The sequence below is a fragment of the Burkholderia sp. BCC1999 genome (genome assembly GCF_905339975.1).
Taxonomy (GTDB): Bacteria; Pseudomonadota; Gammaproteobacteria; order Burkholderiales; family Burkholderiaceae; genus Burkholderia.
The window spans coordinates 79,446-106,264 of the sequence record NZ_CAJPHP010000027.1; the positions used below are offsets into that span (position 1 = coordinate 79,446).

23 protein-coding genes are annotated in these 26,819 nt (G+C 66.3%); 13 read left to right on the forward strand and 10 right to left on the reverse strand.

Annotated features, from left to right (window positions below; all coding sequences use genetic code 11):
- Nucleotides 1-25 precede the first annotated feature (25 nt).
- Nucleotides 26-1,516 carry a YfcC family protein gene (locus U5809_RS30095; RefSeq protein ID WP_322089169.1) on the forward strand — a complete coding sequence of 497 codons (1,491 nt, stop codon included), beginning with the start codon at nucleotides 26-28 and terminating at the stop codon, nucleotides 1,514-1,516.
- A 118-nt stretch (nucleotides 1,517-1,634) separates the two neighbouring features.
- Here U5809_RS30095 and U5809_RS30100 read toward each other — a convergent pair whose 3' ends face one another.
- A complete protein-coding gene (locus U5809_RS30100) occupies nucleotides 1,635-3,143 on the reverse strand; it encodes a PLP-dependent aminotransferase family protein (RefSeq protein ID WP_322089170.1) in 1,509 nt (502 codons plus the stop codon).
- A gap of 120 nt (nucleotides 3,144-3,263) precedes the next feature.
- On the opposite strand from U5809_RS30100, the gene U5809_RS30105 reads away from it, so the two are divergent.
- The 6 genes from U5809_RS30105 (at nucleotide 3,264) to U5809_RS30130 (ending at nucleotide 8,471) form a co-directional block, all read left to right on the forward strand.
- On the forward strand, nucleotides 3,264-4,553 hold the full coding sequence (locus tag U5809_RS30105; protein WP_322089171.1) for a 4-aminobutyrate--2-oxoglutarate transaminase: 1,290 nt from the start codon (nucleotides 3,264-3,266) through the stop codon (nucleotides 4,551-4,553).
- An 89-nt stretch (nucleotides 4,554-4,642) separates the two neighbouring features.
- Entirely contained in the window at nucleotides 4,643-6,112 is a 1,470-nt protein-coding gene (gabD, locus tag U5809_RS30110) for an NADP-dependent succinate-semialdehyde dehydrogenase (protein WP_174933328.1), read from the forward strand.
- A 539-nt stretch (nucleotides 6,113-6,651) separates the two neighbouring features.
- A complete protein-coding gene (locus U5809_RS30115; RefSeq protein WP_322089173.1) occupies nucleotides 6,652-6,795 on the forward strand; it encodes a hypothetical protein in 144 nt (47 codons plus the stop codon).
- A 40-nt stretch (nucleotides 6,796-6,835) separates the two neighbouring features.
- Nucleotides 6,836-7,369, forward strand: coding sequence for a PAAR domain-containing protein (locus U5809_RS30120; protein ID WP_322089174.1), 534 nt, complete (start codon nucleotides 6,836-6,838; stop codon nucleotides 7,367-7,369).
- Nucleotides 7,370-7,372: 3 nt separating this feature from the next.
- A complete protein-coding gene (locus U5809_RS30125) occupies nucleotides 7,373-8,020 on the forward strand; it encodes a M35 family metallo-endopeptidase (protein ID WP_322089175.1) in 648 nt (215 codons plus the stop codon).
- A gap of 70 nt (nucleotides 8,021-8,090) precedes the next feature.
- A complete protein-coding gene (locus U5809_RS30130; RefSeq protein WP_322089176.1) occupies nucleotides 8,091-8,471 on the forward strand; it encodes a hypothetical protein in 381 nt (126 codons plus the stop codon).
- Between the two features lie 70 nt (nucleotides 8,472-8,541).
- On the opposite strand, the gene U5809_RS30135 is transcribed toward U5809_RS30130, so the two are convergent.
- Together U5809_RS30135 and U5809_RS30140 are read right to left on the reverse strand one after the other, a co-directional pair.
- The gene (locus U5809_RS30135; RefSeq protein ID WP_322089177.1) at nucleotides 8,542-10,086 is read right to left on the reverse strand and encodes a methyl-accepting chemotaxis protein; all 1,545 of its coding nucleotides are present in this window, start codon (nucleotides 10,084-10,086) and stop codon (nucleotides 8,542-8,544) included.
- 410 nt (nucleotides 10,087-10,496) lie between these two features.
- Nucleotides 10,497-12,041 carry a methyl-accepting chemotaxis protein gene (locus U5809_RS30140; RefSeq protein ID WP_322089178.1) on the reverse strand — a complete coding sequence of 515 codons (1,545 nt, stop codon included), beginning with the start codon at nucleotides 12,039-12,041 and terminating at the stop codon, nucleotides 10,497-10,499.
- A gap of 311 nt (nucleotides 12,042-12,352) precedes the next feature.
- Here U5809_RS30140 and U5809_RS30145 point away from each other — a divergent pair, with 311 nt between their 5' ends.
- The 3 genes from U5809_RS30145 (at nucleotide 12,353) to U5809_RS30155 (ending at nucleotide 14,383) form a co-directional block, all read left to right on the forward strand.
- A complete protein-coding gene (locus U5809_RS30145) occupies nucleotides 12,353-13,210 on the forward strand; it encodes a class I SAM-dependent methyltransferase (RefSeq protein WP_322089179.1) in 858 nt (285 codons plus the stop codon).
- Nucleotides 13,207-13,767: a GNAT family N-acetyltransferase gene (locus U5809_RS30150; protein ID WP_322089180.1), complete on the forward strand. Its 561-nt coding sequence runs from the start codon at nucleotides 13,207-13,209 to the stop codon at nucleotides 13,765-13,767. Before U5809_RS30145 ends, U5809_RS30150 begins: the two co-directional genes overlap by 4 nt.
- 136 nt (nucleotides 13,768-13,903) lie before the next feature.
- On the forward strand, nucleotides 13,904-14,383 hold the full coding sequence (locus tag U5809_RS30155) for a DUF523 domain-containing protein (RefSeq protein ID WP_415877972.1): 480 nt from the start codon (nucleotides 13,904-13,906) through the stop codon (nucleotides 14,381-14,383).
- Nucleotides 14,384-14,482: 99 nt separating this feature from the next.
- Here U5809_RS30155 and pcaF read toward each other — a convergent pair whose 3' ends face one another.
- Nucleotides 14,483-15,685 carry a 3-oxoadipyl-CoA thiolase gene (gene pcaF / locus U5809_RS30160; protein WP_322089182.1) on the reverse strand — a complete coding sequence of 401 codons (1,203 nt, stop codon included), beginning with the start codon at nucleotides 15,683-15,685 and terminating at the stop codon, nucleotides 14,483-14,485.
- Between the two features lie 226 nt (nucleotides 15,686-15,911).
- On the opposite strand from pcaF, the gene U5809_RS30165 reads away from it, so the two are divergent.
- Entirely contained in the window at nucleotides 15,912-16,700 is a 789-nt protein-coding gene (locus U5809_RS30165; RefSeq protein ID WP_176047587.1) for an IclR family transcriptional regulator, read from the forward strand.
- 144 nt (nucleotides 16,701-16,844) lie between these two features.
- On the opposite strand, the gene U5809_RS30170 is transcribed toward U5809_RS30165, so the two are convergent.
- Together U5809_RS30170 and U5809_RS30175 are read right to left on the reverse strand one after the other, a co-directional pair.
- Complete coding sequence (locus tag U5809_RS30170) at nucleotides 16,845-18,359, reverse strand: M81 family metallopeptidase (protein ID WP_322089183.1); 1,515 nt, start codon at nucleotides 18,357-18,359, stop codon at nucleotides 16,845-16,847.
- Nucleotides 18,360-18,456: 97 nt separating this feature from the next.
- The gene (locus tag U5809_RS30175; protein ID WP_322089184.1) at nucleotides 18,457-19,776 is read right to left on the reverse strand and encodes an MFS transporter; all 1,320 of its coding nucleotides are present in this window, start codon (nucleotides 19,774-19,776) and stop codon (nucleotides 18,457-18,459) included.
- A 151-nt stretch (nucleotides 19,777-19,927) separates the two neighbouring features.
- On the opposite strand from U5809_RS30175, the gene U5809_RS30180 reads away from it, so the two are divergent.
- Nucleotides 19,928-20,914, forward strand: coding sequence for a LysR family transcriptional regulator (locus U5809_RS30180; protein ID WP_322089191.1), 987 nt, complete (start codon nucleotides 19,928-19,930; stop codon nucleotides 20,912-20,914).
- Between the two features lie 150 nt (nucleotides 20,915-21,064).
- On the opposite strand, the gene U5809_RS30185 is transcribed toward U5809_RS30180, so the two are convergent.
- The gene (locus U5809_RS30185) at nucleotides 21,065-22,180 is read right to left on the reverse strand and encodes a succinylglutamate desuccinylase/aspartoacylase family protein (RefSeq protein WP_322089185.1); all 1,116 of its coding nucleotides are present in this window, start codon (nucleotides 22,178-22,180) and stop codon (nucleotides 21,065-21,067) included.
- Nucleotides 22,181-22,236: 56 nt separating this feature from the next.
- Nucleotides 22,237-23,010 (reverse strand): transporter substrate-binding domain-containing protein, encoded by a 774-nt coding sequence (locus U5809_RS30190; RefSeq protein ID WP_322089186.1) that lies wholly within the window; start codon nucleotides 23,008-23,010, stop codon nucleotides 22,237-22,239.
- Nucleotides 23,011-23,147: 137 nt separating this feature from the next.
- Here U5809_RS30190 and U5809_RS30195 point away from each other — a divergent pair, with 137 nt between their 5' ends.
- Entirely contained in the window at nucleotides 23,148-24,068 is a 921-nt protein-coding gene (locus U5809_RS30195; RefSeq protein WP_322089188.1) for a LysR family transcriptional regulator, read from the forward strand.
- A 41-nt stretch (nucleotides 24,069-24,109) separates the two neighbouring features.
- Here U5809_RS30195 and U5809_RS30200 read toward each other — a convergent pair whose 3' ends face one another.
- Both U5809_RS30200 and U5809_RS30205 read right to left on the reverse strand, forming a co-directional pair.
- Nucleotides 24,110-25,441 (reverse strand): MFS transporter, encoded by a 1,332-nt coding sequence (locus U5809_RS30200; protein WP_322089189.1) that lies wholly within the window; start codon nucleotides 25,439-25,441, stop codon nucleotides 24,110-24,112.
- A gap of 56 nt (nucleotides 25,442-25,497) precedes the next feature.
- On the reverse strand, nucleotides 25,498-26,688 hold the full coding sequence (locus U5809_RS30205) for a M20 aminoacylase family protein (protein ID WP_322089190.1): 1,191 nt from the start codon (nucleotides 26,686-26,688) through the stop codon (nucleotides 25,498-25,500).
- Between the last annotated feature and the right edge of the window lie 131 nt (nucleotides 26,689-26,819).

Here is a 26,819-nt window from a genome sequence, read left to right on the forward strand (position 1 = left end):
CCGCTCCTTCTTCGACGAGGATCCGATGTCCGCCTCTTCCCCGAACCCGGCCGGCGCACCCGGCGCCGACACCGCCGCACGCGCGGCCGACGCCCCGGCGGCGCCCGCCGCTCAAGCGCCGCATCCGCACGGCAAGATGCTGCACCCCGTCGTGATGATGCTGTGGGTGCTCGCCGCCGCGATCGCGCTCACGTGGCTCGTCGACTCGGGCCAGTTCGCACGCAACGGCAGGCTCGTCGTGCCCGGCACCTATCACGTGGTGCCGAAGGCGACCGCGCTCACGACGCTCGTCGCGCCGGCCGTCAGCCACAGCACGTCAGCGCAGGCGCTGCCGGCAAGCCTCGTCTCCGCGTTCGTCGCGGTACCGCAAGGGTTGCTGAAAAACGCGCCGCTGATCGTGATGGTGATGTTCGTCGGCGGGATGTTCGGCGTGATGCGCCGCACGGGTGTCGTCGATGCGGGCATCGACCGGCTGCTGCAGCTCACCGGCAACAACGCGTACCTGCTGACGCCGATGCTGATGATCCTGATCGGGCTCGGCAGCACGCTGCTCGGCTTCATCTCCGAGTATCTCGTGATCATTCCGATGGTGGTCGTGATCGCCCGGCGCCTCGGCCTGTCCGACCTGTTCGCGGTCGCGCTCGTCGCGCTCGCCGCGAAAATCGGCTACATCGCGTCGGTCACGAACCCGCTTGCGCTGGCCGTCGCCCAGCCGCTCGTCGGCGTGCCGCTGTTCAGCGGCGTCGCGCTGCGCGCGGCCGTATTCGTCGTATTCCTGACGATCGGAATCCTGTACCTGCTGCGCTACGTGCGCAACACCGGCTATCGCGCTGGGCAGACCGCCGCGGGCCAGGCCGCGCACACCGCCGCGAAGCTGTCGCTGCGTCACAAGGCCACGCTGCTCGTGTTCGCCGCGGCGGTCGCGATGCTGATCTACGGCACGCGCGAACTCAAGTGGGGCAACGTCGAACTCGCGGCGTTCTACACGGCCGTGAGCATCGCGACGGCCATCATCGGCGGGCTCGATTCGCGCAGCGCGGCCGACGCGTTCGTCGACGGGATGAAGAACATGATGCTCGCCGCGCTGCTGATGGGGCTCGCCGCTTCCGTCGAGCTGCTGCTGCAGAACAGCCTCGTGCTCGACACGCTGATCAACTTCTTCACGCGGCTCGCCGACGGGCAGTCGCCGGTGTGGGTCGCGAACGGGCTGATGGGCGTGCAGATGGTGCTCGACGTGTTCATTCCGTCGGTGTCGGGCAAGGCCGCGGTGAGCATGCCGATCATCGGGCCGATCGCGCAGCTGTCCGGCGTGAGCGGCCAGACGTCGGTGCTCGCTTTCGTGCTCGGCGGCGGGCTGACGAACCTCGTCACGCCGACGTCCGGGATGCTGCTCGCGTATCTCGCAACGGCTCGCGTCGACTTCGGCGCGTGGATCCGCTTCGTGCTGCCGCTGTTCCTGACGCTGCTCGCGTTGTCGTGCGTCGTGCTGACGTTCGCGGTGTGGATCGGGTATTGAGGTTTGCGACAGGCACGGCAGAACGTGCGTGCGCTCGGCGGCGCGCGGCGCGTGAAGCCTGCCTGGCCCGACTGTGGCGACGGGCATCGCAACGCAATGCCGCAACCGGCAGCACCGTTCAAGCCACCGCCACCGCCCCGCCGAATGCCCGCTCGTCGATCGCCTCGGCGAGCGTCGCGAACGCCGTCGCGATCTCGTCCTCCGGCACGCACGCATAACCGAGCAGCAGCCCCGACGCCGCGCGCTCGCGATCCGCGTAGTAACCGGACAGCGGCCGCACGACGATATTGCGTTCGAGCGCGGCCTGCGCGACCGCGCGATCGTCGGCACCTTCCGGCAGTTGCGTGACCAGATGCAGTCCCGCGTCGCTGCCGAGTGCCTGCAGCGTGTCGCCGTAACGTCGAGCGACCGCGTCGAGCAGCACCTCGCGGCGCTGCCCGTACAGCGTGCGCATCTTGCGGATGTGCGACACGAAGTGCCCTTCCGCGATGAATTCCGCAAGCACCGCCTGCTGCAGCAACTGCCCTTCGCGATACAGCTCGGCGCTCGCGGTCGCGAAGCTTTCCGCGAGCGGCTCCGGCGCGACGAGATAGCCGACCCGCAGCCCCGGGAACAGCGTCTTGCCAAAACTGCCGACGTAGATCACCTGCCCGGCCGTATCGAGACCTTGCAGCGACGCGAGCGGCCGGCTGCCGTAGCGGAACTCGCTGTCGTAGTCGTCCTCGATGATCCAGCAGCCGTGCTGGCGCGCGTATTCGAGCAGCATCCGCCGCCGTGCGAGGCTCATCACCATCCCGAGCGGATACTGGTGCGACGGCGTGACGAGCATCAGCTTCGGCGGTTCGGCGAGATCGGCGGCCGACGGCGCGATGCCTTCTTCGTCGACCGGAATCGGCCGCGTCGTCAGCCCCGACACGTTCAGCACGCTGCGCACGCCCCAGTAGCACGGGTCCTCGGTCCAGATCGCATCGCCCGGATCGGTCAGCAGCCGCACCGCGAGGTCGATCGACTGGTGGATGCCGGTCGTGATCACGATCTGCTCGGGCGTGCAGCGCACCGAGCGCGACGTGCGCAGGTAGTCGGCCAGCGCCTCGCGCAGCAGTGCGAGCCCGCCGCCCGGCGCATAGGTCAGCAAGTCGGGGCGCAGCCGCCGCCAGTACTTGTTGTGCAGCCGGGTCCACACGCGCGCCGGAAATCGCGACACATCGGGCACGCCCGGCATGAACGCGCCGCCCTGGCGCTTCGACACGCCGGCCCCTTCGACGAGCCGCGTGCCACGCGCGGAAAGCCGCCGCGCGGACGTCGTCACGACGGCCGGGCCCGCAGCCGCGTCGGGCGTTGCGCCGACGATCTCGTCCGGCGCGCTGTCGGCGACGAAGGTGCCGCGACCCGTTGCCGAGTTCACATAACCTTCGAGCGCAAGCTGTTCGTAAACCTGCGTGACCGTGTTGCGCGCGATCCCGAGCTCGGCAGCCAGCAGCCGCGACGACGGCACGCGAGTGCCGGCCGGCAGTTCGCGCGACAGGATCGCCTGTTGCAGCAGCCGGTGAAGCTGCCGGTAGATCGGCTGTTCGCCGCCGCGCACGAGGCGCTGCGCCAGCCAGTCCGACAACACGCTCGCGCGCATGATTGGCTCCTGAATATTTATTGAAATGGCTCTGATTGCCAGAGCCAAATGTGATTATAGTCGCCTCCATGGGCTGTCGAAGCGCCCGATTTTCTACTCACCGGAAAGAACATCAAGGAGATGACCGTGAAGAATGCCGACCTGCAGGCCCGCAAGAACGCCGCCACCCCGCGCGGCGTCGGCGTGATGTGCGATTTCTACGCAGCCCGCGCCGAGAACGCGGAACTGTGGGATGTCGAAGGCCGCCGCTTCATCGATTTCGCCGCCGGCATCGCGGTGCTGAACACGGGCCACCGCCACCCGAAGATCGTCAAGGCGATCTCGGACCAACTGAACAACTTCACGCACACCGCTTACCAGATCGTCCCGTACGCGTCGTACGTCGAGCTGGCCGAGAAGATCAACGACCGCGCGCCGGGCGACTTCCCGAAAAAGACTGCGTTCTTCACGACCGGCGCCGAAGCCGTCGAGAACGCGATCAAGATCGCGCGTGCAGCGACCGGCCGTCCGGGCGTCATCGCGTTCTCGGGCGGCTTCCACGGCCGCACGATGATGGGCATGGCGCTGACCGGCAAGGTCGCCCCGTACAAGCTGAACTTCGGCCCGTTCCCGGGCGACGTGTTCCACGCTCCGTACCCGAACGCGCTGCATGGCGTGACGACGGCCGACTCGATCAAGGCGATCGAGATGCTGTTCAAGGCCGACATCGATCCGAAGCGCGTCGCCGCGATCATCTTCGAACCGGTCCAGGGCGAAGGCGGCTTCTACGCGGCGCCGGCCGAATTCGTGCGCGCACTGCGCAAGATCTGTAACGAACACGGCATCCTGCTGATCGCCGACGAAGTCCAGACGGGCTTCGCGCGTACCGGCAAGCTGTTCGCGATGCAGCACTACGACGTGCTCGCCGACCTGATCACGATGGCGAAGAGCCTCGCGGGCGGCATGCCGCTGTCGGGCGTCGTCGGCCGTGCGGACGTGATGGACGCGGCAGCGCCGGGCGGCCTCGGCGGCACGTACGCGGGCAACCCGCTGGCCGTCGCATCGGCCCACGCCGTGCTCGAGATTATCGACGAAGAGAAGCTGTGCGACCGTGCAACGCAACTCGGCGACGCGCTGAAGGCGAAGCTGAACTCGCTGCAGGCCGACGTGCCGCAGATCGCCGACGTGCGCGGCCCGGGCGCGATGATCGCGGTCGAGTTCCTGAAGCCGGGTTCGGGCGAGCCGGATGCCGAGTTCACGAAGCGCGTGCAGACGCGTGCGCTCGAGCGCGGCCTGCTGCTGCTCGTGTGCGGCGTGTACTCGAACGTCGTGCGCTTCCTGTTCCCGCTGACGATTCCCGAGGCCGTGTTCAACGAAGCGCTCGTGATCCTCGAGGAAGTGCTGAAGGAAACGGTCGGCGTGCCGGCCTGAGTTCCCGTCGACTCCAACTGAATGCGCCGCCGCCGTCTTCACGACGGCGGCGGCCGTTTTACCCGTCCTTTTCAAAGCAGGCGATTCATATGAGCACTGTTCAGGAAACCCTGGCACTGAAAGATCCGTCGCTGTTCCGCCAGCAGGCGTACGTCAACGGCGAATGGCAAGGCGCGACGAACGGCGAGACGTTCGAAGTCCGCAACCCGGCGACGGGCGGCCTGCTCGGCACCGTGCCGGCGATGGGCACGGCCGAGACGCGTCACGCGATCGAAGCCGCGAACGCCGCATGGCCGGCGTGGCGCAAGAAGACCGCGAAGGAACGCGCGGTCGTCCTGCGTAAGTGGCACGACCTGATGATGGAAAACGCCGACGACCTCGCGCTGATCCTGACGACCGAGCAGGGCAAGTCGCTGGCCGAAGCGAAGGGCGAGATCGGCTATGCCGCATCGTTCCTCGAATGGTTCGCGGAAGAAGGCAAGCGTGTGTACGGCGACACGATCCCGACGCCGGCGAGCGACAAGCGCATCGTCGTGACGAAGGAAGCGATCGGCGTGTGCGCGGCGATCACGCCGTGGAACTTCCCGGCGGCGATGATCACGCGCAAGGTCGGCCCGGCACTCGCGGCAGGTTGCCCGATCGTCGTGAAGCCGGCCGAGGCCACGCCGTTCTCCGCACTCGCGATGGCCGTGCTGGCCGAGCGCGCGGGCGTGCCGGCCGGCGTGTTCAGCGTCGTCACGGGCGACCCGAAGGCGATCGGCGGCGAAATGACGTCGAACCCGATCGTGCGCAAGCTGTCGTTCACCGGCTCGACGCCGGTCGGCCGCCTGCTGATGTCGCAATGCGCGGCAACGGTCAAGAAGGTATCGCTGGAGCTTGGCGGCAACGCGCCGTTCATCGTGTTCGACGATGCCGATCTCGATGCGGCCGTGCAGGGCGCGATCGCGTCGAAGTACCGCAACAGCGGCCAGACGTGCGTGTGCACGAACCGCTTCTACGTGCATGAAGCCGTGTACGACCAGTTCGCGCAGAAGCTCGCGGCAGCCGTCGGCCAATTGAAGGTCGGCCGCGGCACCGAGCCGGGCGTCACGCAGGGCCCGCTGATCAACGAAGCGGCCGTGCTGAAGGTCGAGGCGCACATCGAGGACGCGCTCGCGAAGGGCGCGACCGTCGTGACGGGCGGCAAGCGCCACGCGCTCGGCCACGGCTTCTTCGAGCCGACCGTGCTGACGGGCGTCACGCCGGCGATGAAGGTCGCGAAGGAAGAGACGTTCGGGCCGCTCGCACCGCTGTTCAAGTTCGGCAGCGACGATGAAGTGATCCGCCTCGCGAACGACACCGAATTCGGCCTCGCCGCCTACTTCTACAGCCGCGACATCGGCCGCGTGTGGAAGGTGGCCGAAGCGCTCGAATACGGGATGGTCGGCGTGAATACGGGCCTGATCTCGAACGAAGTCGCGCCGTTCGGTGGCGTGAAGCAATCGGGCCTCGGCCGCGAAGGCTCGCACTACGGCATCGACGACTACGTCGTGATCAAGTACCTCTGCCTCGCCGTCTGACGGTTCAGGGCCTGCCGCTTCGGCGACAGGCCCTGACCGCCCGGCCGGAACCGGGCGGTCCGACGCGGGCCGACGTCCCTCTCCGTCGTGCCCGCGTCATCTTGATACGCACGAGATCGTTCCGCTCTGTGTAGCCGATTTCGATCGCCGTATCCGCCGATTCGCCATATCGCGCGCGAATCTCGGTCAAGTCTCGTTTCTCACTTCGCTGCACGCCGCCAGATTGCGCGTTTCGCCTCGATCCGGTTTGCACGCGCATGAACACTTCAGCCTACGGCCCAGTGTGTGCAGAGTCGGCGCACGCAGACACTGCTGTAGCCGGTGGTGCCGTGACACACGGCAACAATCGCCGGCATGAAGTATGAGCGGGCCCCCGCTCAGCCACGTTCTGCTCGCCCCCCTTCGCTTCAGCCTCGACGATCGTCTCACATCGCCCACTTCCATTGGACTCCAAAACAAGAATCGTACTCGTTCTATAGACAGAGAAAATCGTACCGGCCACTGTCTATGGCTCGTCCATACACGAGGCATCCGAGCCCATGAAAGAAGAACAAGCCGCCTGCCCTTACTTTCTTCACTTGTTGATCCGGCTTTGCGCGATGGTGCAGCGACCACAAACGCCGCCGATCATCGCAGTTGAAGATGTCACGATCGATCAATACGCGATTCATGGCCCGAAGTGAGCCGACTGGGTCTTTGCCAACTTGGATTGAGGAAATAGCCATGAGCCGACGGGCAATCAGGAACGGTGACGCAACGACGACAGGCGGAATCGTCATCGCTGGCACTGCAAGCATATTCGTGAACAACAAGCACATTGCCTTGGACGGTGACAAAGCGACGTGTGGAAATTGCGAGGGAATGTTTCCGATAGCAGGAAGCGCGGTATCCGTCGTCGGTAACGGACGTGCCGTAGCCGTGGAAGGCGACGCTGTACTTTGTCCGTGCGGGCAAAATCTTTTAATCGCGGGAAACGACTGCACGTTTTTCATTGGGAGCGGCGACCATGGCTCGGCGCCCCCCTTCACCGGATATTCGACATTTGCACCCACACGATACGCACCGGCATCTGACATTCACAACGATCAATTTGTGATCCGCGACGTGAGAACGAAGCAACCGTTAAGCAACGTGCGCTATTGGATCAAGGATCGATCCGGGAGCGTGCTTGCATCCGGCATGAGTGATCGGCACGGTTGTACCGCGCGCGTGCGAACCGAACGCGCGCAGACATTGACGCTTGTGATCGAGGACTGAACGATGGGAAACCGAACTACCGTCGCCGAGACGACAACAAACACCATCGCGGGATCTCAGACATTCGTGGATGTTGATTTGCGACCGATCTGCGAAAACATGACCAATTCGGAATTCCGCAAGGTTTTTTCCGTAGCGCAAGGGCGAGCGATTGACCGATTGACGATCCGCATTGCTGATTTGCAAAAGTGGTCGAAGGTCGACAAGGTCCGGGTATTCAAATGGTTCGGTCGAAACGACGAGCGCACGCGTATCCACCTACTCACCGGCCTGACGAAAGTGCTTGCCGTGGTCCGAGCATTCAACGAGAACAATGTGGTTCGAAGCGGCAGCGCTGGCGATCTTGCGACGGGTTGCACGCCTCACCCACGAGGAACGACAAACGAAGCGGCCCACGTATGCGCGCCGGACACGGCAACACATACGATCGCCATCAGTGGGCGATTCTGCACAATGCGTCCGTGGACAGCGAACGCTGATTCGCACGTGTCAACTATCATTCACGAAGCCACCCATTTTCACGACACCATGTCGTCGACCGATGATCAATACACGATTACGCCCTTGCTCCCCGGTTGGGGACGGTCAAACCCCGACTTGGCAATCAACAACGCCGACAGCATCGCGGGGTACGTCGTCGACATTGAATAGGCTCGTCACTGCCGTCGCGCTCGCGTTGAGCTGCGCACATACGGCGTTCGCGTGCGACGGTCCGTCGAACATGCCCGGCTGGGATTTTGATGTTCGATTCGACAACAATTCAAGCGACATATCCACCTCCGAGCTGGCGAAGCTTTCCGTATGGTCGAACGACATGCGCAATCGCTTCCCCATTGTCGATGTGGTGTCAGTTGTCGGATTGGCCGAACCGACGGAACGAAGCGCGCAAGTGCTCGCGCACCGACGTGCCGTGAACGTTAAAGGCGCATTAGATCAATTCTTGATTCGGGGCGAACGTAATTCGATGATCGCGCGGATCTACAAATTGCCGTTTCCCGCGAGCGAGTTCGACGACAACGGGCGGCGCGTCGAGATTACATTCGGTCCGGGATGCCCTAACCACTGTTGCCCGAACCTGAATCCCATACCCAGAACGCAATGACGTAGCGCGACGCACCCACGCCGGCCCGCACAATGCGGGCCGGCTTCCTCCTGCCTCGCACGTCCCCCGATCACCGAAACACGTTCACCGCCTCCACCAGCCGCGTCGCCTGCTGCTTCAGGCTCTCTGACGCCGCCGTGCTCTGCTCGACGAGCGCCGCGTTCTGCTGCGTGATGTTGTCCAGATGCACGACTGCCTGGTCGACCTGCGCCACGCCCGTGCTCTGTTCTGCAGTCGACGAACTGATCTCCGCGATCAAATCCGACACGCGCTTCACCTGCGTGACGATGTCCTCCATCGTCTTGCCCGCGCCATCGACGATCCGCGCGCCTGACTCCACCCGCTCGACGCTCGCGCCGATCAGCGTCTTGATCTCCTTCGCCGCGTTTGCACTGCGCTGCGCGAGCGCGCGCACTTCGCCGGCGACCACCGCGAAGCCGCGCCCCTGATCGCCAGCCCGCGCCGCCTCCACCGCCGCATTCAGCGCAAGGATGTTGGTCTGGAATGCGATGCCGTCGATCACGCCGATGATGTCCGATATCTTGCGCGAGCTGTCAGTAATGTCGTTCATCGTCGCGACGACTTCGTTCACCGCCTGCCCGCCGCGCCCGGCCGCTTCACTCGCGGAAACGGACAACTGGTTCGCCTGCAGCGCCGTCTCCGCGTTGCTCGATACGGTCGCCGTCATCTCGGCCATCGACGCGGCCGTCTGCTGCACGCTCGTCGATGCCTGTTCGGTGCGCGCACTCAGGTCGTTGTTGCCCTGCGCGATCTCGTTGCTCGCGCGCTGCACGTTCAGCACCTGTTCGCTGACATCGTCGACGAGCCAGCGGAACATCAACCCGAGCTGATTGATCGTGCGCAGCGTCATGCCGATCTCGTCGACGCGATTCATGCGCACGCTGCTGCGGCTCTCGCCGGTCGCGACGCGCAGCGCCTCGTCGCGCAACTGTCGAAGCGGCTGCACGATCTGCGCGTCGAGCCACCACCCGGCGGCCACCGTCACGCCGGCCGCCGCGCCGGCAAACGCGGCCAGTGCGCCACCGGTCAGCCCGCATGCCCAGCCCGCGCCGACGACGGCCGGCGCCAGCACGCACAGCGTCGAATGCACGCGCGCCCGCACCGACATCGTCTGGAACAGCGACGCGACACGCATCATGCCCGTGCGGACGATCAGCCCCTTGTGGAAGCGGCGATTGCCGGCCTTGCCTTCGCGGAATTCGCGATACAGCGCTTCGGCGGCCGCGATCTCGTCGCGCGTCGCCTTCGTGCGCACCGACATATAGCCTTTCGGCTCGCCGTTGCGCATCACCGGAATCGCGTTCGCGCGCACCCAGTAGTGGTCGCCGTTCTTGCGGCGGTTCTTCACGAGCGCGGTCCACGGCTCGCCGCCCTTGAGCGTCGCCCACATGTCGGCGAATGCCTCCTTCGGCATGTCCGGGTGGCGCACGACGTTGTGCGGCTGACCTTCTATTTCCTCGGGAGAAAATCCGCTGACCTGGATGAATGCCGCGTTTGCATACGTGATGTAGCTATTGGCATCGGTCGTCGACATCAGCGTCGCGTCATCGGGAAAATCGAATTCGCGTTGTGTGACGGGCTGGTTGTTGCGCATGGTGAGGAGCTCCGGGTAACGGATCTTGCGTCCGCTTGTCGATTGATTCGAGACCCGCGCATGGCGGTCGATCCGCATGCGCGCTGGTCTGGCTCCTGCGCTTTCGGCAGATTTTCCGGAAACATTATGGTGTATTCGGGAAAATATGTATTAAAGATGCATCATCCTGTCTTTACCGAATTATTTGTTTATGGATAAAACGAAACACCATGCTGGACAACGGTTTGACGAACATTCGTCTGACCATTGATTGCAATTCAGTCGGTTCGTTTTAATGCACAAACGAAAATCATAAATAAGAATATTTCTCGTTTGACGAGACTTAATTGAATCGAAAAATCAGAATGCGTATTGCGCGCGCAGTTCGGGATTCATCCATCGGGCCAGCCCGTCGCGCACGCTTGCAGCGATCACCTGAACACGTTCACCGCATCCACCAGCCGCGTCGCCTGCTGCTTCAGGCTCTCCGATGCCGCCGAGCTTTGTTCGACGAGCGCCGCATTCTGCTGCGTGATGTTGTCCAGATGCACGACCGCCTGGTCGACCTGCGCGACGCCCGTGCTCTGTTCGGCCGTCGACGAACTGATTTCCGCGATCAGGTCCGACACGCGCTTCACCTGGGTGACGATGTCTTCCATCGTCCTGCCGGCCTCGTCCACGCGCCGTGCGCCCGACTCGACGCGCTCGACGCTCGCGCCGATCAGCGTCTTGATCTCCTTCGCTGCATTCGCGCTGCGCTGCGCGAGCGCACGCACCTCGCCGGCGACCACCGCGAAACCGCGCCCCTGTTCACCCGCACGCGCGGCTTCGACTGCCGCGTTCAACGCGAGGATGTTGGTCTGGAATGCAATGCCGTCGATCACGCCGATGATGTCGGCGATCCTGCGCGAGCTGTCGGTGATGTCGCTCATCGTCGTGACGACCTCGCTGACCGCCTGCCCGCCGCGCTCGGCCGCGTCGCTCGCCGACACCGACAGCTGATTCGCCTGCAGCGCCGTCTCCGCATTGCTCGACACGGTCGCCGTCATCTCGGCCATCGACGCGGCCGTCTCCTGCACGCTCGACGCGGCCTGCTCGGTGCGCGCGCTCAAGTCGCTGTTACCCTGCGCGATCTCGTTGCTCGCGCGCTGCACGTTGTGCACCTGCTCGCTGACATCGTCGACGAGCCAGCGGAACATCAGCCCGAGCTGGTTGATCGTGCGCAGCGTCATGCCGATCTCGTCGACGCGGTTCATCCGCACGCCGCGCCGGCTTTCACCGGTCGCGACGTTCAGCGCCTGCTCGTGCAACCGCTTCAACGGTTGCACGATCTGCGCATCGAGCCACCAGCCGGCCGCGGCCGCCGCGCCGACCGTCGCACCGGCGAACGCCGCGAGCCCACCGCCGGTCAGCCCGCATGCCCAGCCCGCGCCGACGACGGCCGGCGCCAGCACGCACAGCGCCGAATGCACGCGCGCGCGCACCGACATGGTCTGCGGCAGCGACGCGATGCGCAGCAGCCCCGTGCGGATCACGAGCCCCTTGTGGAAGCGGCGCTGGCCGGCCTTGCCTTCGCGAAACGCGCGATACAGCGCTTCGGCGGCCGCGGTCTCGTCGCTCGGGGCCTTCGTGCGCACCGACATGTAGCCCTGCGGCTCGCCGTTGCGCATCACCGGAATCGCGTTCGCGCGCACCCAGTAGTGGTCGCCGTTCTTGCGACGGTTCTTCACGAGTGCGGTCCACGGCTCGCCGCGCTTGAGCGTCGCCCACATGTCGGCGAACGCCTCCTTCGGCATGTCCGGGTGGCGTACGGCATTGTGCGGCTGGCCGACGAGCTCCTCGTTCGAGAAGCCGCTTACCTGCGAGAACGTCGTGTTCGCGTAGGTGATATGGCTGTCGGCATCGGTCGTCGACATCAGCGTGACGTCGTCGGGAAAATCGAATTCCTGTTGGGTAACGGGCTGGTTATTGCGCATGCAAGGCTCCGAAAGGCGGATCTGTTGTCCGCGCCGCGCTGAAATCACGCTCAGTAGCCGAAAAACGGTTGATCGCTTTACGACACTCTCGTCCCTACTGTCGGCAATTCGGCGGAAAACCTTAATTCCGCCGCGCATAAAATATGCAACTCGGCCATTGCCATGATTTCGATCAAATAAACCGGCGATAATCGCCGCGCGCGTTTATCTGCCTGTCACGACGCGCCGTCCGGCGTGCCAATGCCGGCATCCGTTGCGCGCGGCGAAACGATTTGACCTATCCTGCTCCATTCCACCGGAATTCGAATTCGATGAAAAAGGCATTGCACGAACTGAACCGGCTGTCGTGGAATACGGCGACGGTCGCGCATAACAGCCATAAAGGCGATCAGGCTGCGTTTTTCCGCGATGGCGGCTCGACGCTGTTTCCGGAAGAACTGGAACTGCTTGGCGATCTCGCGGGCCTGCGGCTCCTGCACCTGCAATGCAACGCGGGACAGGACACGCTGAGCCTCGTGCGCGAAGGCGCTGATGCCACCGGCGTCGACATCTCCGACGAGGCGATCGGCTTCGCACGGCAACTGTCGGCCGACGCGGGTCTGCCCGCGCGGTTCGAGCGCGCCGACGTGCTCGACTGGATGCCGGAAGCGGCCGCGCGCGGCGAGCGCTTCGATCGCGTGTTCACGTCGTACGGCGCAATCTGCTGGCTGTCCGACCTGAACGCGTGGGCGCGCGGGATCGCCGCGCTGCTCGCACCGGGCGGCCGCTTCGCGATGGTCGAATTCCATCCGTTCGCACTGTATTTCGATGAACACTGGCAGCCGCACTACGACTACTTCAGGCGCGATGCGACCGAGGAGCCCACCGGCGTCGGCGATTACGTCGCGGCGTCCGGCACGGGGCTCGGCGCGCAGCACGACCACCCGGGCGTCGTCGCTTTCGCGAACCCGCATCCGAGCTACGAATTCATGTGGGGCATCGGCGACGTGGTGAATGCGCTCGTGTCGGCCGGGCTCGCGATCGACCGCCTGAACGAATATCCGTACGCGAACGGCTGGAAGGGCTTCGACGGCATGCGCGAGCTGGACGGTCACCGGATGGTGCCGCCCGACGGCATGCCGCGCCTGCCGCTGATGTACGCGATCGCCGCGCACCGGGTGGCTGCATGACGCGCCGCACCGCCGCCGAGCGCGACGCGCTGTCCGCCCGCCCGCTTGCGCGCGACGATGTGCCGCTCGTGTGGACCATCGACCGACGCGAAATCATCGAGCACCTGTATGTGCTGCGCGACGGCGCTTTGCACCTCGTGCCCGAGTTCTACGACGTTGCCGGCTGGCCCGACGGCGAAGCCGACCACTACACGCCGCTCCTGCTCGACTGCCACGACCGCGGCGGCTGGTTCCTCGGCAGGTTCGACGGGGCGCGGCTCGTCGCGGCGGTGATCATCGACAGCCGGCCGCTCGGCCCACAACGCGACATGCTGCAGCTGAAGTTCCTGCACGTGAGCCACGACTGGCGCGGCTGCGGGCTCGGCGAGCAGCTCTACAGCGTAGCCCGGGCACAGGCGCGCGCGATGGGTGCCGAACGCCTGTACGTGTCGGCCACGCCGTCGCAGCGCACGATCGATTTCTACCTGCGGCTCGGCTTCACGGTCAGCACTTCGCCCGACCCCGAGCTTTACGCGCTCGAGCCCGAGGACATTCATCTGGAAGGGCCGGCGGCCTGACGGTCCGGCGCGCGGATGAAGCGTAGAATTTCCCGCTCTGCCGCAGCCGCCATCAGCCGTCAGTTGTCAGCCATCACGGAGCACGACATTGAAGAACGACTCGCAGCCGCACGCCACGCCGAAAATTCTCGTCAGCATGTGCGTGGTCGGCCATCCGGTCCGTTACAACGGCTCGGCCAAGACCGCCGCGCACGACGCACTCGAACGGTGGCAGCGCGAAGGGCGTCTCGTACCCGTCTGCCCGGAACTGGCCGGCGGCTTCAGCGTGCCGCGCCCGCCCGCCGAAATCGCCGGCGGCGAATCGGGGCAGCAGGTGTTGTCGGGGGCCGCACGCATCGTCGACGTGAACGGCACCGACGTGACGGCGCCGTTCGTCTCCGGCGCACACACCGCGCTGGCACTCGCGCAAGCGCACGATTGCCGCTTCGCGATCCTCGCCGACGGCAGTCCGTCGTGCGGCAGCACGTTCATCTATGACGGCAGTTTCGCGAACCGGCGGCATGCGGGCGCCGGGGTGACGGCGGCATTGCTGCGCGAGCACGGTATCGAGGTGTTCGCGGACACCGAGATCGATGCGCTCGACGCGCGCCTCAGGCAGCTATCGGAATCCGGATAACGACGATGGGCGGCACGAGACTCCTCGTGCCGCCCATCGTTGCGAAGCAAAACGGCGGTGAAGCGGCACATGTCCGGCCGCTTCACCACGTTACGCCGATCAGACGCGTTCGATCGCGATCGCAATGCCTTGGCCGACGCCGATGCACATCGTGCACAGCGCGAAGCGGCCGTTCGTGCGATGCAGCTGGTACATCGCGGTCGTCACGAGGCGCGCACCCGATGCGCCGAGCGGATGGCCGAGCGCGATCGCACCGCCGTTCGGGTTCACGCGGGGATCGTCATCGGCGACGCCGAGCATGCGCAGCACCGCGAGACCCTGCGATGCGAACGCCTCGTTCAGCTCGATCACGTCGAACTGGTCGATCGTCATCCCGAGCCGCGCGAGCAGCTTCTGCGTGGCCGGTGCCGGGCCGATGCCCATCACGCGCGGTGCCACACCAGCCGTCGCGATGCCGAGCACGCGTGCACGCGGCGTCAGGCCGAAGCGCTTCGCCGTTTCCTCGTTCGCAAGAAGCAGCGCGGCGGCGCCGTCGTTGACGCCCGACGCGTTGCCGGCCGTCACCGAGCCGTCCGGACGCACGACACCCTTCAGTTTCGCAAGCGTTTCGAGCGACGTTTCACGCGGATGCTCGTCACGCGAGAAGACGACCGGATCACCCTTCTTCTGCGGAATCGTGACGGCGACGATTTCCTCGGCGAGCGTGCCGTCCTGCTGCGCGCGCGCGGCCTTCTGCTGGCTGCGCAGTGCGAACAGATCCTGGTCCGCGCGGCTGATGTTGTAGTCGACCGCGACGTTCTCGGCCGTCTCCGGCATCGAATCGACGCCGTGCAGCTGTTTCATCAGCGGATTGACGAAGCGCCAGCCGATCGTCGTATCGAAGATGTCGGCCTGGCGCGCGAACGCGCTGGCGGCCTTGCCCATCACGAACGGCGCGCGCGTCATGCTCTCGACGCCGCCTGCGACCATCAGCGCGGCTTCGCCCGACTTGATCGCGCGTGCGGCCACGCCGACCGCATCCATCCCGGAACCGCACAGGCGGTTGATCGTCGAACCCGGCACGCCCTGCGGCAGGCCCGCGAGCAGCGCCGACATGCGCGCGACGTTGCGGTTGTCCTCGCCGGCCTGGTTCGCGCAGCCGTAGATCACGTCGTCGATCGCCGTCCAGTCGACGTCGCGGTTGCGCTCGACGAGCGCCTTGAGCGGCACGGCGCCCAGATCGTCGGCGCGCACGCCGGACAGTGCACCGCCGTAACGCCCGATCGGCGTACGGATCGCATCACACAGAAAAGCTTCGGTCATCAGTGTCTCCGGTCCCAGGAAGGCTGGGAAATGAACAGGGCGCGCCCCTTGCATTGCCCGCCGGGATGCGCTTAAATGTTCTATATACGAACATAAGATCGTGTATCGAACGTTCAACGCATCATAGGGAGTGCAGGGACGACCTGTCAAGCACGCGGTCCGCCGCGCGGTTGGCGTGTCAGGCCCCATGCGCTATCTTCTCGGCTGCACGACATTCCTGGCGCTCATGACAACCGAAGACACTCAGACGAAACCCGGCGACTCCTATGTGCAGTCGTTCGCACGCGGCCTCGCGGTGATCCGCGCGTTCGACGCGACACGCCCCGAGCAGACGCTCACCGAAGTCGCGTCGGCCACCGGGCTCACGCGCGCGGGCGCGCGCCGGATCCTGCTCACGCTGCAGACGCTCGGCTATGTCGAGGCCGACGGCCGGCTGTTCCGGCTCACGCCGAAGATTCTCGAGCTCGGCTTCGCGTATCTCACGTCGATGCCGTTCTGGAATCTGGCCGATCCGGTAATGGAGCAGCTGTCCGCGCAGATCCACGAAAGCTGCTCGGCCGCGGTGCTCGACCGCACCGAGATCGTCTACGTGCTGCGCGTGCCGACGCACAAGATCATGACGATCAACCTGTCGATCGGCAGCCGGCTGCCCGCGTACTGTACGTCGATGGGCCGCGTGCTGCTATCCGCGCTCGACGACGCTGCGCTCGACGAAACGCTCGCGCAGAGCGGCATCCGCGCGCATACGCCGCGCACGATCACGGATCTCGGCGAACTGAAGGCGACGATCGCGCAGGTGCGCCAGCAGGGCTGGGCCGTGGTCGACCAGGAACTCGAAGTGGGCCTGATGTCGCTGTCCGCGCCGATCCGCAACCGGCGCGGGCAGATCATCGCGGCGATGAACATCAGCGGCAACGCGCAGCGGCACACCGCGAAACAGATGGTGAAGGAGTTTCTCGGGCCGCTGCAGCAGGCCGCGCAGACGGTGTCGGAGCTGGTGGCGCGGCGGGGGTGAACGCCGATCCGTGCCGGGTACGGGTACGCCCACGCCGCGCGGCGTGAAACGACGCGCGGCGCCATGTGTTGGCCGCCGCGACGGCATTGCCCGGAACAGCCGCCCACTCGCCGGCGTACCGGCGCGTCGGCGGCGTGCCGTGCTTCAGCCGTTGCCGGTGAATGCCGCGCCCGCCGGCTTCATCCGGATGCCCGGGGCCAGCCGGGTCCAGGGCAACTCAGCCGGATCGGCCGTCATCGGGCCCGGCGCCGCGGCAACGAGCACCGCCTCGGCGATCCCCTGGAAGTCGGCGCGAAAGTGCACGGAGCTTTTGTTGACGAGGATGCGCATCGCTTCCGGCTCGACGCCGCCCACGCGATAGAGATTGCGGTCGAGCATCTGCGCCTTGCCGCTGCTCACCACGATCAGCACGCCATCGATCCGCAGGCAGGCAACAGGCCCGATATCCGCGCGCATGCCGTTCATCATCGGGCCGTCGTACCGGCATACGCCGTCGGACAGCTTCACGACCTCGAAACGCGCGTGATACGGCTCGTCGCCTGGTACGCCGGAGACGCCGCCGAGCGCCACGTCGATGAACGCACCGACACCGGCGCGATGGGCCGCCGCCGCGGCCGCCGGATCCCAGATCAGGCCGATCGCCGCATCGCGTGCGCCATTGCGCAGCAACGCCCGCAGCATGCCCGTCGTGTTCGAATCGCCGCCCGCGCCGGGATTGTCCTGCGTATCGGCGATGACGACCGGCTTGCCGGCCCCGTCGGAAAGCCGCATGGCTTCGCGCACGGCGGCATCGGGCGACAGGAACGGCACCTGCCACGCGGCCTCGTCCGCCAGCATCTTGTCGTAGAGTGCCTGCACGGCGGCCTCGGCCGACGCGGCGTCATCGCCGTAACCCCAGATCACCGGGCCGCATTCGGGAAAATCGGCCGCCGGAAATCCCGGCGCAAACGACAGCGACGCCACGGCCCCGGTCTCCAGCGCCGCGAGTTGCGCATACATGCCGCGCGAGGGCTCGAGCAGCGTGCACATGCCATTGATCGGAATCAGGAACGGCAGCCGGCGCGCCGCGCGATGCAGCGGGCGGCGGCCGGCCGCCTTCAGGTCGAGCAGGCGCGCGAGCAGCTCGGCCGCGCGCTCGCCGGTCTCGGCCATGTCGACATGCGGATAGGTGCGGAAGGCGACCAGTGCGTCGGCCTCGCGCAGCATCTTCCCGGTGACGTTGGCATGCAGGTCGAGCGACGCGACCACGGGCACGTCCGGGCCGACCGCGGCGCGCACGCGCTCCAGCAACGTGCCTTCGCCGTCGTCGGTATGCTCGGCAACCATCGCGCCGTGCAGGTCGAGGTACACCGCGTCGTAGCCGCCGTTGCGAACCGCCGCGAGGATTTCGCCGGCAATGCGCTCGAACGCATCCTCGGTCACGTGGGCCGACGGGCTTGCGCCCGCCCAGATGACCGGCAGCAGGGTCCAGCCGCGCCGTTCCGCCGCGACGATGAATCCGCCCGCTGGAATATTGACGTCGCGCAGCGCAAGCACGTCGTCGCCCCGCACCATGGCCGGGAAGCCCTCGCCGCGCTCGAAGTTTGCGTAAGCGGCTTTCGACGGCGCAAATGTATTGGTTTCATGCTGAAAGCCGGCGATCAAAATGCGCGTGTTCAAAAACGTGTCTCCGGAAGTAGTGAGTCAATGCACCGGCACGAAACACCGTCAGTCCCGCACCGCGATAGGTGTCACGGACGCCTGCGCGCCCGCGATCTCACGCCGTCGCCAGTGCGTCGTGCGGTGCGGGAAGCCGGTTCGCCACGAGCACCGCGGCACCCGCGACCAGCAGCGCGACCATGACCAGCAGGCCGGCTGCCATGCTGCCCGTCGCCGAGTGAATCGCACCGATGATGGTCGGGCTCAGGAAGCCGCCGATCAGGCCGATCGTATTGATCAGCGCGATGCCGCCCGCGGCCGCGTCGCCCTTCAGGTATTGCGACGGAATCGCCCAGAACACCGTGTACGCGGCCCAGATCATCGACGTGGCGATCGTCATGCCGATCAGCGAGATGACGAGATTGCCGTTGGCTGCCGTCGCCACGGCCAGCGCGATCGCGCCGATCAGGGCCGGCACTGCGCTGTGGAAACGGCGCTCGCCGCGGCGGTCCGACCTGCGGCCGATGACGACCATCGCGATCGCGGCGCAGACGTACGGGATCATCGAGTACAGCCCGATCTGCATGGTATCGGTCACGCCGTCGGCCTTGAGGATCGACGGCAGCCAGAAACTCACCGCGTAGATCCCGCAGATGATCGTGAAATAGGCGAACGCCAGCAGGTACACGCGCGGGTCGCGCAACACCTGCCTGAACGAGTGATGACCGGCGCCGGGTGTGTGCAGCTCGGCGGCGAGCATCCGCTTCTCGTCGTCGGTCAGCCACGTCGCGTCGGCCGGCCGGTCGGACAGCACCTTGAGCGCGAGCACGCCGAACAACACGCACGGCAGGCCTTCGACGACGAACATCCACTGCCAGCCTGCCAGGCCGTGGGCACCGGACAACCCGGTCATCAGCCATGCCGACAGCGGCGACCCGAAGGCGCCGCCGATCGGGCCGGCGAGCATGACGACCGCCATCACGCCGGCCATGCGGCGCTGGCCATACCAGTAGGTCAGGTAAAAGATCATCCCGGGCGCGAAGCCGGCCTCGAACACGCCGAGCAGGAAGCGCATCGCGTAGAACGTGGTCTCGTCATGGACGAACATCATGCCCGCCGAGGTCAGGCCCCACAGCACCATGATCCGGCTGATGGTCTTGCGTGCGCCGATCCGCGGCAGCAGCAGGTTGCTCGGAATCTCGAACAGGACATAGCCGAGAAAGAAGATGCCCGCTCCCAGCCCGTACACCGCATCGGAGATACCGAGGTCGCTCTGCATGGAGAGCTTGGCGAACCCGATATTCACGCGATCGAGATAGGCGAACGTGTAGCAGAGCAGCAGAAAAGGCAGCAGGCGCCAGTTCAGTTTGCGGTACAGGGCCTGACGGGCCGGGCTGTCGGGCGCGACCGGGTCTTGAGGGGATGGAATGGCGGACATGCGCTCTCCTTTAGGGCGTATTGCTTCAAATCCCGCATCGATGTTCGACTCTGTTCGAATCGTCGAGGAGACGAAAAAGCAGCGCAAGAGCAACCTAAGCGAGTTATTGTTGCTCAATGAGCAACACTTCTCCGACAAACGGACCGACACCATGCGCGAACTGAACCAGCGCCGCCTGCGCTATTTCCATGAAGTCCTGACGCACGGCTCCATCCGCGGTGCGGCCGACAGCATCAATACGTCGCCATCCGTCATCACGCGGCAGATCCGCTTGCTCGAGGAAGAAATCGGGGCCCCGCTGTTCGAACGCCAGCCGCGCGGCGTGCAGCCGACCGAGGCCGCGGCGCACCTGCTCGAATACTGGCGCGGCTGCCGCTCCCAGCAGGAACTGTTCGAAGACCGCCTTCAGGCATTGCACGGACTGCAACACGGCCAGATCCGCATCGCGACCAGCGAAGGCTATATCGACTGCCTGATGGACGAGGTGCTCACCGATTTTTGCGCCCGCTATCCGAAGCTCGACGTTACCGTCGATATCCTTCCGGTCAGCACACTGCTTCAGGAAGTCGCCGAAAGCCGCGCGCATATCGGCCTTGCCTACAATCCGCCGGCGCATCCGGACATCGAATACGTCGCCACCGCGCCGCAGCCGGTGGTGGCGCTCGTGCATCCGGGGCACCCGCTCGCCGTGCGGGGCCGCGCCGTCGAAGTACGCGAACTGACCGAGTATCCGCTCGCGCTGATGCCGCCCGCGTTCGGTCTCGGACAAGCCGTGCAGATGCTCGCGTACGCGGAAAACATCCAGATCCACCCGACACTCACCACCAACTCGCTTGCCGTGCTGCGCCACTTCGTCAAGCGCAACAACGGCGTCACGCTGCTCGCCGCCTTCGCGGCGTATCGCGAACTGGAGGCCGGCGAACTCGCCGCGCTGCCGGTCGTGCATCCATTGCTCGAAACGGCCAACGCGCGGCTGCTGGTCAAGGCCGGACGCACGCTCGGCGTGGCCGCCGACACGTTGCTGCGCGGCATCCTGCGGGACATGAAGATGTTCTCGAACGCGGGCGGACGCAACGGCAAGACAACGGCGCGCGGCAAGTCCGGCAAGCGTGCCGCGGGGCATCGCGGCGGGTCATGACTGCCTCCGCCAACGATGCGGCCCACCTCGCCGGCTGCGGAAAGTCAGCCGACCTGGCGCTAGCCGACATCGAACAGCGAGTGATTATTTGAGGAATCCGGAATTCCTCGCCGTTTTCGTACGGGTCAGGTTCGGCACGCGCGCCGCTCGTCACGCCCCGAGCAACATCCCCTTGCGCACCGGCACCGTACCCGTCACGCGGCCGAGCGGCGCGCCGGCCGTCACGAAACGTATCGCGCGGCGCATGTAGAACACGCCATCTGTACCACTCGAAATCGTCGTGATCGCATCCGTCAGCGGATCGACGATATCGAACAGCGCATCGCCGGCACGAATCGTCGCGCCGATCGCCGCGCGATGCACGAGGATCCCGCTCACCGGCGCGTAGAACTGCTCGCTGCCCGCGAGCGGCGTGGCCGGTGCGGCCAGCGGCGGCAGCGGCGCGCGTTCGCCGCGCACCGCGCCGCGCCACACGAGATAGTCGACGAGCGCGCCGGCGTCGCGTTCAGCGTATTCATACGTCACGTCGCGCTGACCACGGCACTCGACCGTCACGGCCACCGTGCCGGCCGCCATTGGCGTGCCTTCCGGCAAATGCTGCCGCAACTGCGACCACAGCAGGTGATGCGCGTCGTCGAACGCATGTCCGCCCGAATCCTCGGCGAGCAGCGACACCTCCGCACCGAGATAACGCGCGAGCGGCTCGATGTCCGGCCATGCGGTATCGCTCGTGTACACGTGCATCACTGCTTCGAGCGAACAATGCAGGTCGATCACGACGTCCGCGTCGTGCGACAGCTTCAGCAGTGCAAGCTGCAGCGCGTCGAATTCGGTACGCGGCGCGATGTCGTCGAGCGCCGCGCCGACGCATTCGCGTACGATCGCGCGATTGCGTTCGCCGTCGTCGCCGAGCCGGTCGCGCGCCCGCGCAGCGATCTCCGCGAGCGGCAGGAAGCCGCGATTGAAGTTGCGGCCGCTTGCGAGGTCGAAACGGCCGATGAACTGCCCGAGCAGATGATGATTGAGGCCGACCGGATTCGACACCGGCACGAGCACGATCTCGGCCGCGAGCCGGCCTTCGGCATCGAGCTGCGCGAGGCGCTGCTTCAGCACGAACGCCGCGAGCATCGCGGGCGTCTCGTCCGCGTGCAGTGCGGCCTGCAGGTAGATCTTGCGGCCGGAATCGGCCGGCCCGAAATGAAAGCTCGTCAGCGTGCGCTGCGTGCCGATCGACGGCGACAGGAGCGGCGTGGTGCGAATCTGCATCGATGATCTCGAACGGATGAAAACAGGGGAATCGGAGGAATCGGCCTGCACGGCGCTCAGTCGCCGTACGGGTTGAAATCGAAGTACCGCTTGGCGATCCGGTCGTACGTGCCGTCCTTCAGCATCGACGCGATCGCGCTGTCGATCGACGCCTTCAGCGCCGTATCGGATTGCCGCATGCCGATGCCGACGCCACGATCGCCCATGTCGAGCGGCGCACCGACGAACGCGAAGCCCTTGCCGCGCGGCTGGCGCAGGAACCCGTAGTCGGCTTCGACCGTGCCGAGCAGCGCGGCATCGAGGCGGCCGTTCACGAGATCGGCGAACACGTCGTCCTGGCTCTTGTACGGCACCACGCTCACGCCGGCCGTCGCCCAGTGCGCGAGCGCCCACGATTCGAACTGCGTGCCCGACTGCACGCCGACGCGCTTGCCGGCCAGCGATGCGGTCGTGCTGCCGAGCCCGAGGTCGGGCCGCGCGACGAGCCGCGACTTGAAGCGGAACAGCTTCGACGAGAACAGGATCTGCTTCTCTCGCTTCTCGGTGATCGCCATCGACGAGAGGATCGCGTCGATCTTGCGCGCCTGCAGCGCCGGGATCATCCCGGAAAACTCGAGCTCGACCCACTGGCAGCGCAACTGTGCGCGGCGGCAGATCTCGTTGCCGAGATCGACGTCGAAGCCCTTCAGGCTGCCGTCGGGTGCCTTCGCATCCATCGGCGGATAGGTCGGGTCGATGCCGAGCCGCACGACGTGCGCGTCGAGCGCAAACGCGGACGTGGCAGCCAGGCCAAGGCACAGGGAAACGAGCGGGGCGAGAAAACGTTTCATGGTCGACGGAGGGCAGGAAGAAGGGCAAACGGCATCAGCCGGACTGCCTGCGATCGTAGGCGGCACCGGCCGCCGCCGGAACCATCGACTGCCTTATCATGATCGGTATTTCCGATCACCGGCCTCGCCGCTTGCCCATGGCGTTCACGCTGTCCCAGCTCCGCATCTTCCAGGCCGTCGTCGAGCACGGCAGCCTGCGCGCCGCCGCACGCGCGCTCGATCTCGCGCAAAGCGGCGTCACGCAGCAGTTGCAGAGCCTCGAGGCCACGCTCGGCGCGACGCTGCTCACGCGCACCAATCGCGGGATCGTACCGACGGCCGTCGGCCAGCGGCTGCTCGCGCGCTCCGGTTCGATCCTCGGTGAATGCGAACAGGTCGAGCGGGAAATCCGTCAGCTGAGCGGCGCGTACGAGGGCACCGTCACGCTCGGGCTCGTGACCGAGCCGCTGATCGACGCGTTCGCGCCGGTGCTGACCGCGTTTCGCGCGCGCTTCGACAAGGTCGACGTGCACCTGCGCACCGGTACGTCGCGGATGATGGTCGGCTGGCTGCGCGAAAGCGCGGTCGATTTCGCGATCGCGCTGGTCGCGAAGCAGACCGACACGACCGATCTCGCGGTCACGCCGCTGCGTGCATCGGCGCCGGTGGTCGTCTGCCGCCACGGGCATCCCGCGATGCACGCGCAATCGCTCGCCGAGCTGGCCGGCTACGCGTGGGTGTCCACGCGCTCGCCGAACCTGAGCGCCGACCCGGTCGTGAACCGGCTGCTCGCCTACTTCGACGCACACGGCCAGCCGCCGCCGAAGGTTCTCGCCACCGTCGAAGGGATGTTCGAGACGCTGCAGCTCGTCACGCAGACCGATTCGCTCGCGCTCGAAACCGAGGCCATCACGCGCCACGGGCCGTTCGCCGGCGCGCTCGCGAAGGTGCCCGTGCGCGAGCAGGCCGAATCGCAGGACATCTGCCTGCTGCAGCGCGCCGCCGTGCCGCTGACGCCGGCCGCGCAGGAACTCGCAGCGATGCTCGCGTCGTACCTGCGGATGGTGCGCGGGCGGTAAGCACTCGGGGCCGCCCCGCCGCCCGCATCGCGCCTCACACGTCAGTCCAGCGACTCCTGGGCCGTCTCGCGCAGCATCGCGACCGCGATCAGCGACAGCACCACGCACGCGGCCACGTAGCCGGCCGGCGCGAGCTTGCTGCCGGTCGTCTTCACGAGCCAGGTCGCGATCAGCTGCGCGGTGCCGCCGAAGATCGTCACCGCGAGCGCATACGCGATCGAGATGCCGGTCGCCCGCACGTGGCGCGGCAGCGACTCGCACATCAGCGCCATTTCCGATGCCGAGCCGAGCGAATAGAACAGCAGCATCAGCGCGGTCAGCGGCAGGATCACCGACAGCGTCGGGTGATGGTTCATCAGCCAGAATGCCGGGAACAGCAGCAGGACCAGCACGCCGCGGCCGACGAAGATCGGCAGGCGCCGGCTGCCGAGCGTATCCGACAGCCAGCCGAACAGCGGGCATGTGACCAGCATCACGCAACCCGACGCGACGCCGACGAACATCGACAGCTTCATCGGCAGGCCGAGCGTGTGGATCGCGTAAGTCGGCATGTAGAACGTCAGGATATAGGTCGACACCGTGCCGCCCATCACCGTGAGCATCAGCAGCAGCACCGTGCGCGTGTGCTTCGAGAACAGCTCATGCAGCACACCGCGCTCGATCCCGTGATGGCTCTCGCCGGGTGCGTCGTCCGCGAGCCGGCGGCGCAGATACATGCCGACCGGCGCGATCAGCACGCCGACGAGGAACGGCAGCCGCCAGCCCCAGCTTTCCAGCGCGTCCTTCGTCATCGTGTTCGACAGCAGCGCCGCGAAGCCCGAGCCCATCAGCGCGGCGCCGCCCTGCGTCGCGAGCTGCCAGCTGGCGCGGAACGCGCGGCGCGACGTGCCGCCCTGTTCGAGCAGCGTCGTCGTCGCCGCGCCGAATTCGCCGCCCTGCGAGAAGCCCTGCAGCAGCCGCGCGAACACGACGAGCAGCGGCGCGGCCACGCCGACCTGCGCATAGGTCGGCGCGATCGCGATCAGCCCCGTGCCGAGTGCCATCAGCATGATCGTCAGGTTCAGCGCGGCCTTGCGTCCCTTGCGGTCGGCGTAGACACCCAGCACGACGCTGCCGAGCGGCCGCGTGAAGAAGCCGGCGGCGAACGTCGCGACCGACAGCAGCAGCGACGTGGTCGCGTCGCTCGACGGGAAGAACAGCTTGCCGATCAGCACCGCGAAGAACCCGTACACGGTGAAATCGAAGAACTCCAGCCAGTTGCCGATCACGGCCGCGGCGATCGCGCCGCGCCGCGTGACGGCAGGCGCGCCGGGCGCGCCGGTTTCGGCGGCCCCCGTCGACGCGGAGTGCAGCGCGAGATGGTCTTTCTGCATCGTTATCGTCTCCTCTCAATGCGGCCGAAAGCGCCGGCCGCGCGCCGCCACCACGCTCACTGCCCGAGGTAACGCTCCACGAGACGCGTCCAGTACGCCGCGCCGATCGGCAGGTTGCGATCGTTGAAGTCGTACTTCGGGTTGTGCACCATGCAGCCATCCTCGCCTTCGCCGTTGCCAAGCCGCACGAACGAGCCCGGCCGCTGCTGCAGCATGAACGCGAAATCCTCGCTGCCCATCAGCAGGTCGGTCTGCTCGACCACATGCGCGTCGCCGACGAGTTCGCGTGCGACCTGCGCGGCGAAATCCGTTTCGGCATCCGAATTGACGACGACCGGGTAGCCTTCGATGTACTCGACGTTGGCGGTTGCGCCATAGCTCGCGGCTTGCGTCTCGGCCAACTCGACGATGCGGCGCTTGAGCAGCGCGCGGACTTCGGGGCTGAACGAGCGCACGCTGAGTTCGAGGCGCGCGCCGTTCGGAATCACGTTGTTCGCGGTGCCCGCGTGCATCGAGCCGACCGTGACGACCGCCGGCTGCGCGGGGTCGACGTTGCGCGCGACGATCGTCTGCAGCGCCATCACGATGCTCGCCGCGACGACGACCGGATCGACCGTCAGGTGCGGCCGCGCCGCGTGGCCGCCGACGCCTTCGATCGTGATGATCGCCTTGTCGCCGGCCGACATGAACGGGCCGCGCCGCGTGAGGAACACGCCGGGCGCCGCGCCCGGATGGTTGTGCATGCCGAACACGGCGTCACACGGGAAGCGTTCGAACAGGCCGTCGTCGATCATCTTCTTCGCGCCGCTGTCGACGCCGTGCTCTTCCGCCGGCTGGAAATACAGGTGCACGGTGCCGGAGAAGTTGCGCGTCTTCGCGAGATGCTGCGCGGCGCCGAGCAGCATCGTCGTGTGGCCGTCGTGGCCGCACGCGTGCATCTTGCCGTGCGTGCCGCTCGCATACGGCAGGCCGGTCGCCTCGACGATCGGCAGCGCATCCATGTCGGCGCGAATGCCGATGCTGCGCGTGCCGTCGCCCACGCGCAGCGTGCCGACGACGCCCGTCTTGCCGACCCCGCGCGTCACCTGCCAGCCCCATTGCTCGAGCTTGTCCGCGACGAGCGCGGCCGTGTCGTGCTCTTCGTACGCGAGTTCGGGATGGTGATGGATGTGGTGACGGATCTCGCGCAGCCCGCCGGCGGCGGGCATCAGATCCTCGATTGCGGTGAAGCGGACGTCGGTGGTCATCAAGCGGCTCCTGCTGATTGTCAGCGTGTCAGCCGCACGCGGACGGTGCGTGCGGGAAAGCGAGCCACTATATCGAGCCGATATCGGTTCAATAAGATGCGGAATTTTTCACCGCGATAAGGTTTTTTAAT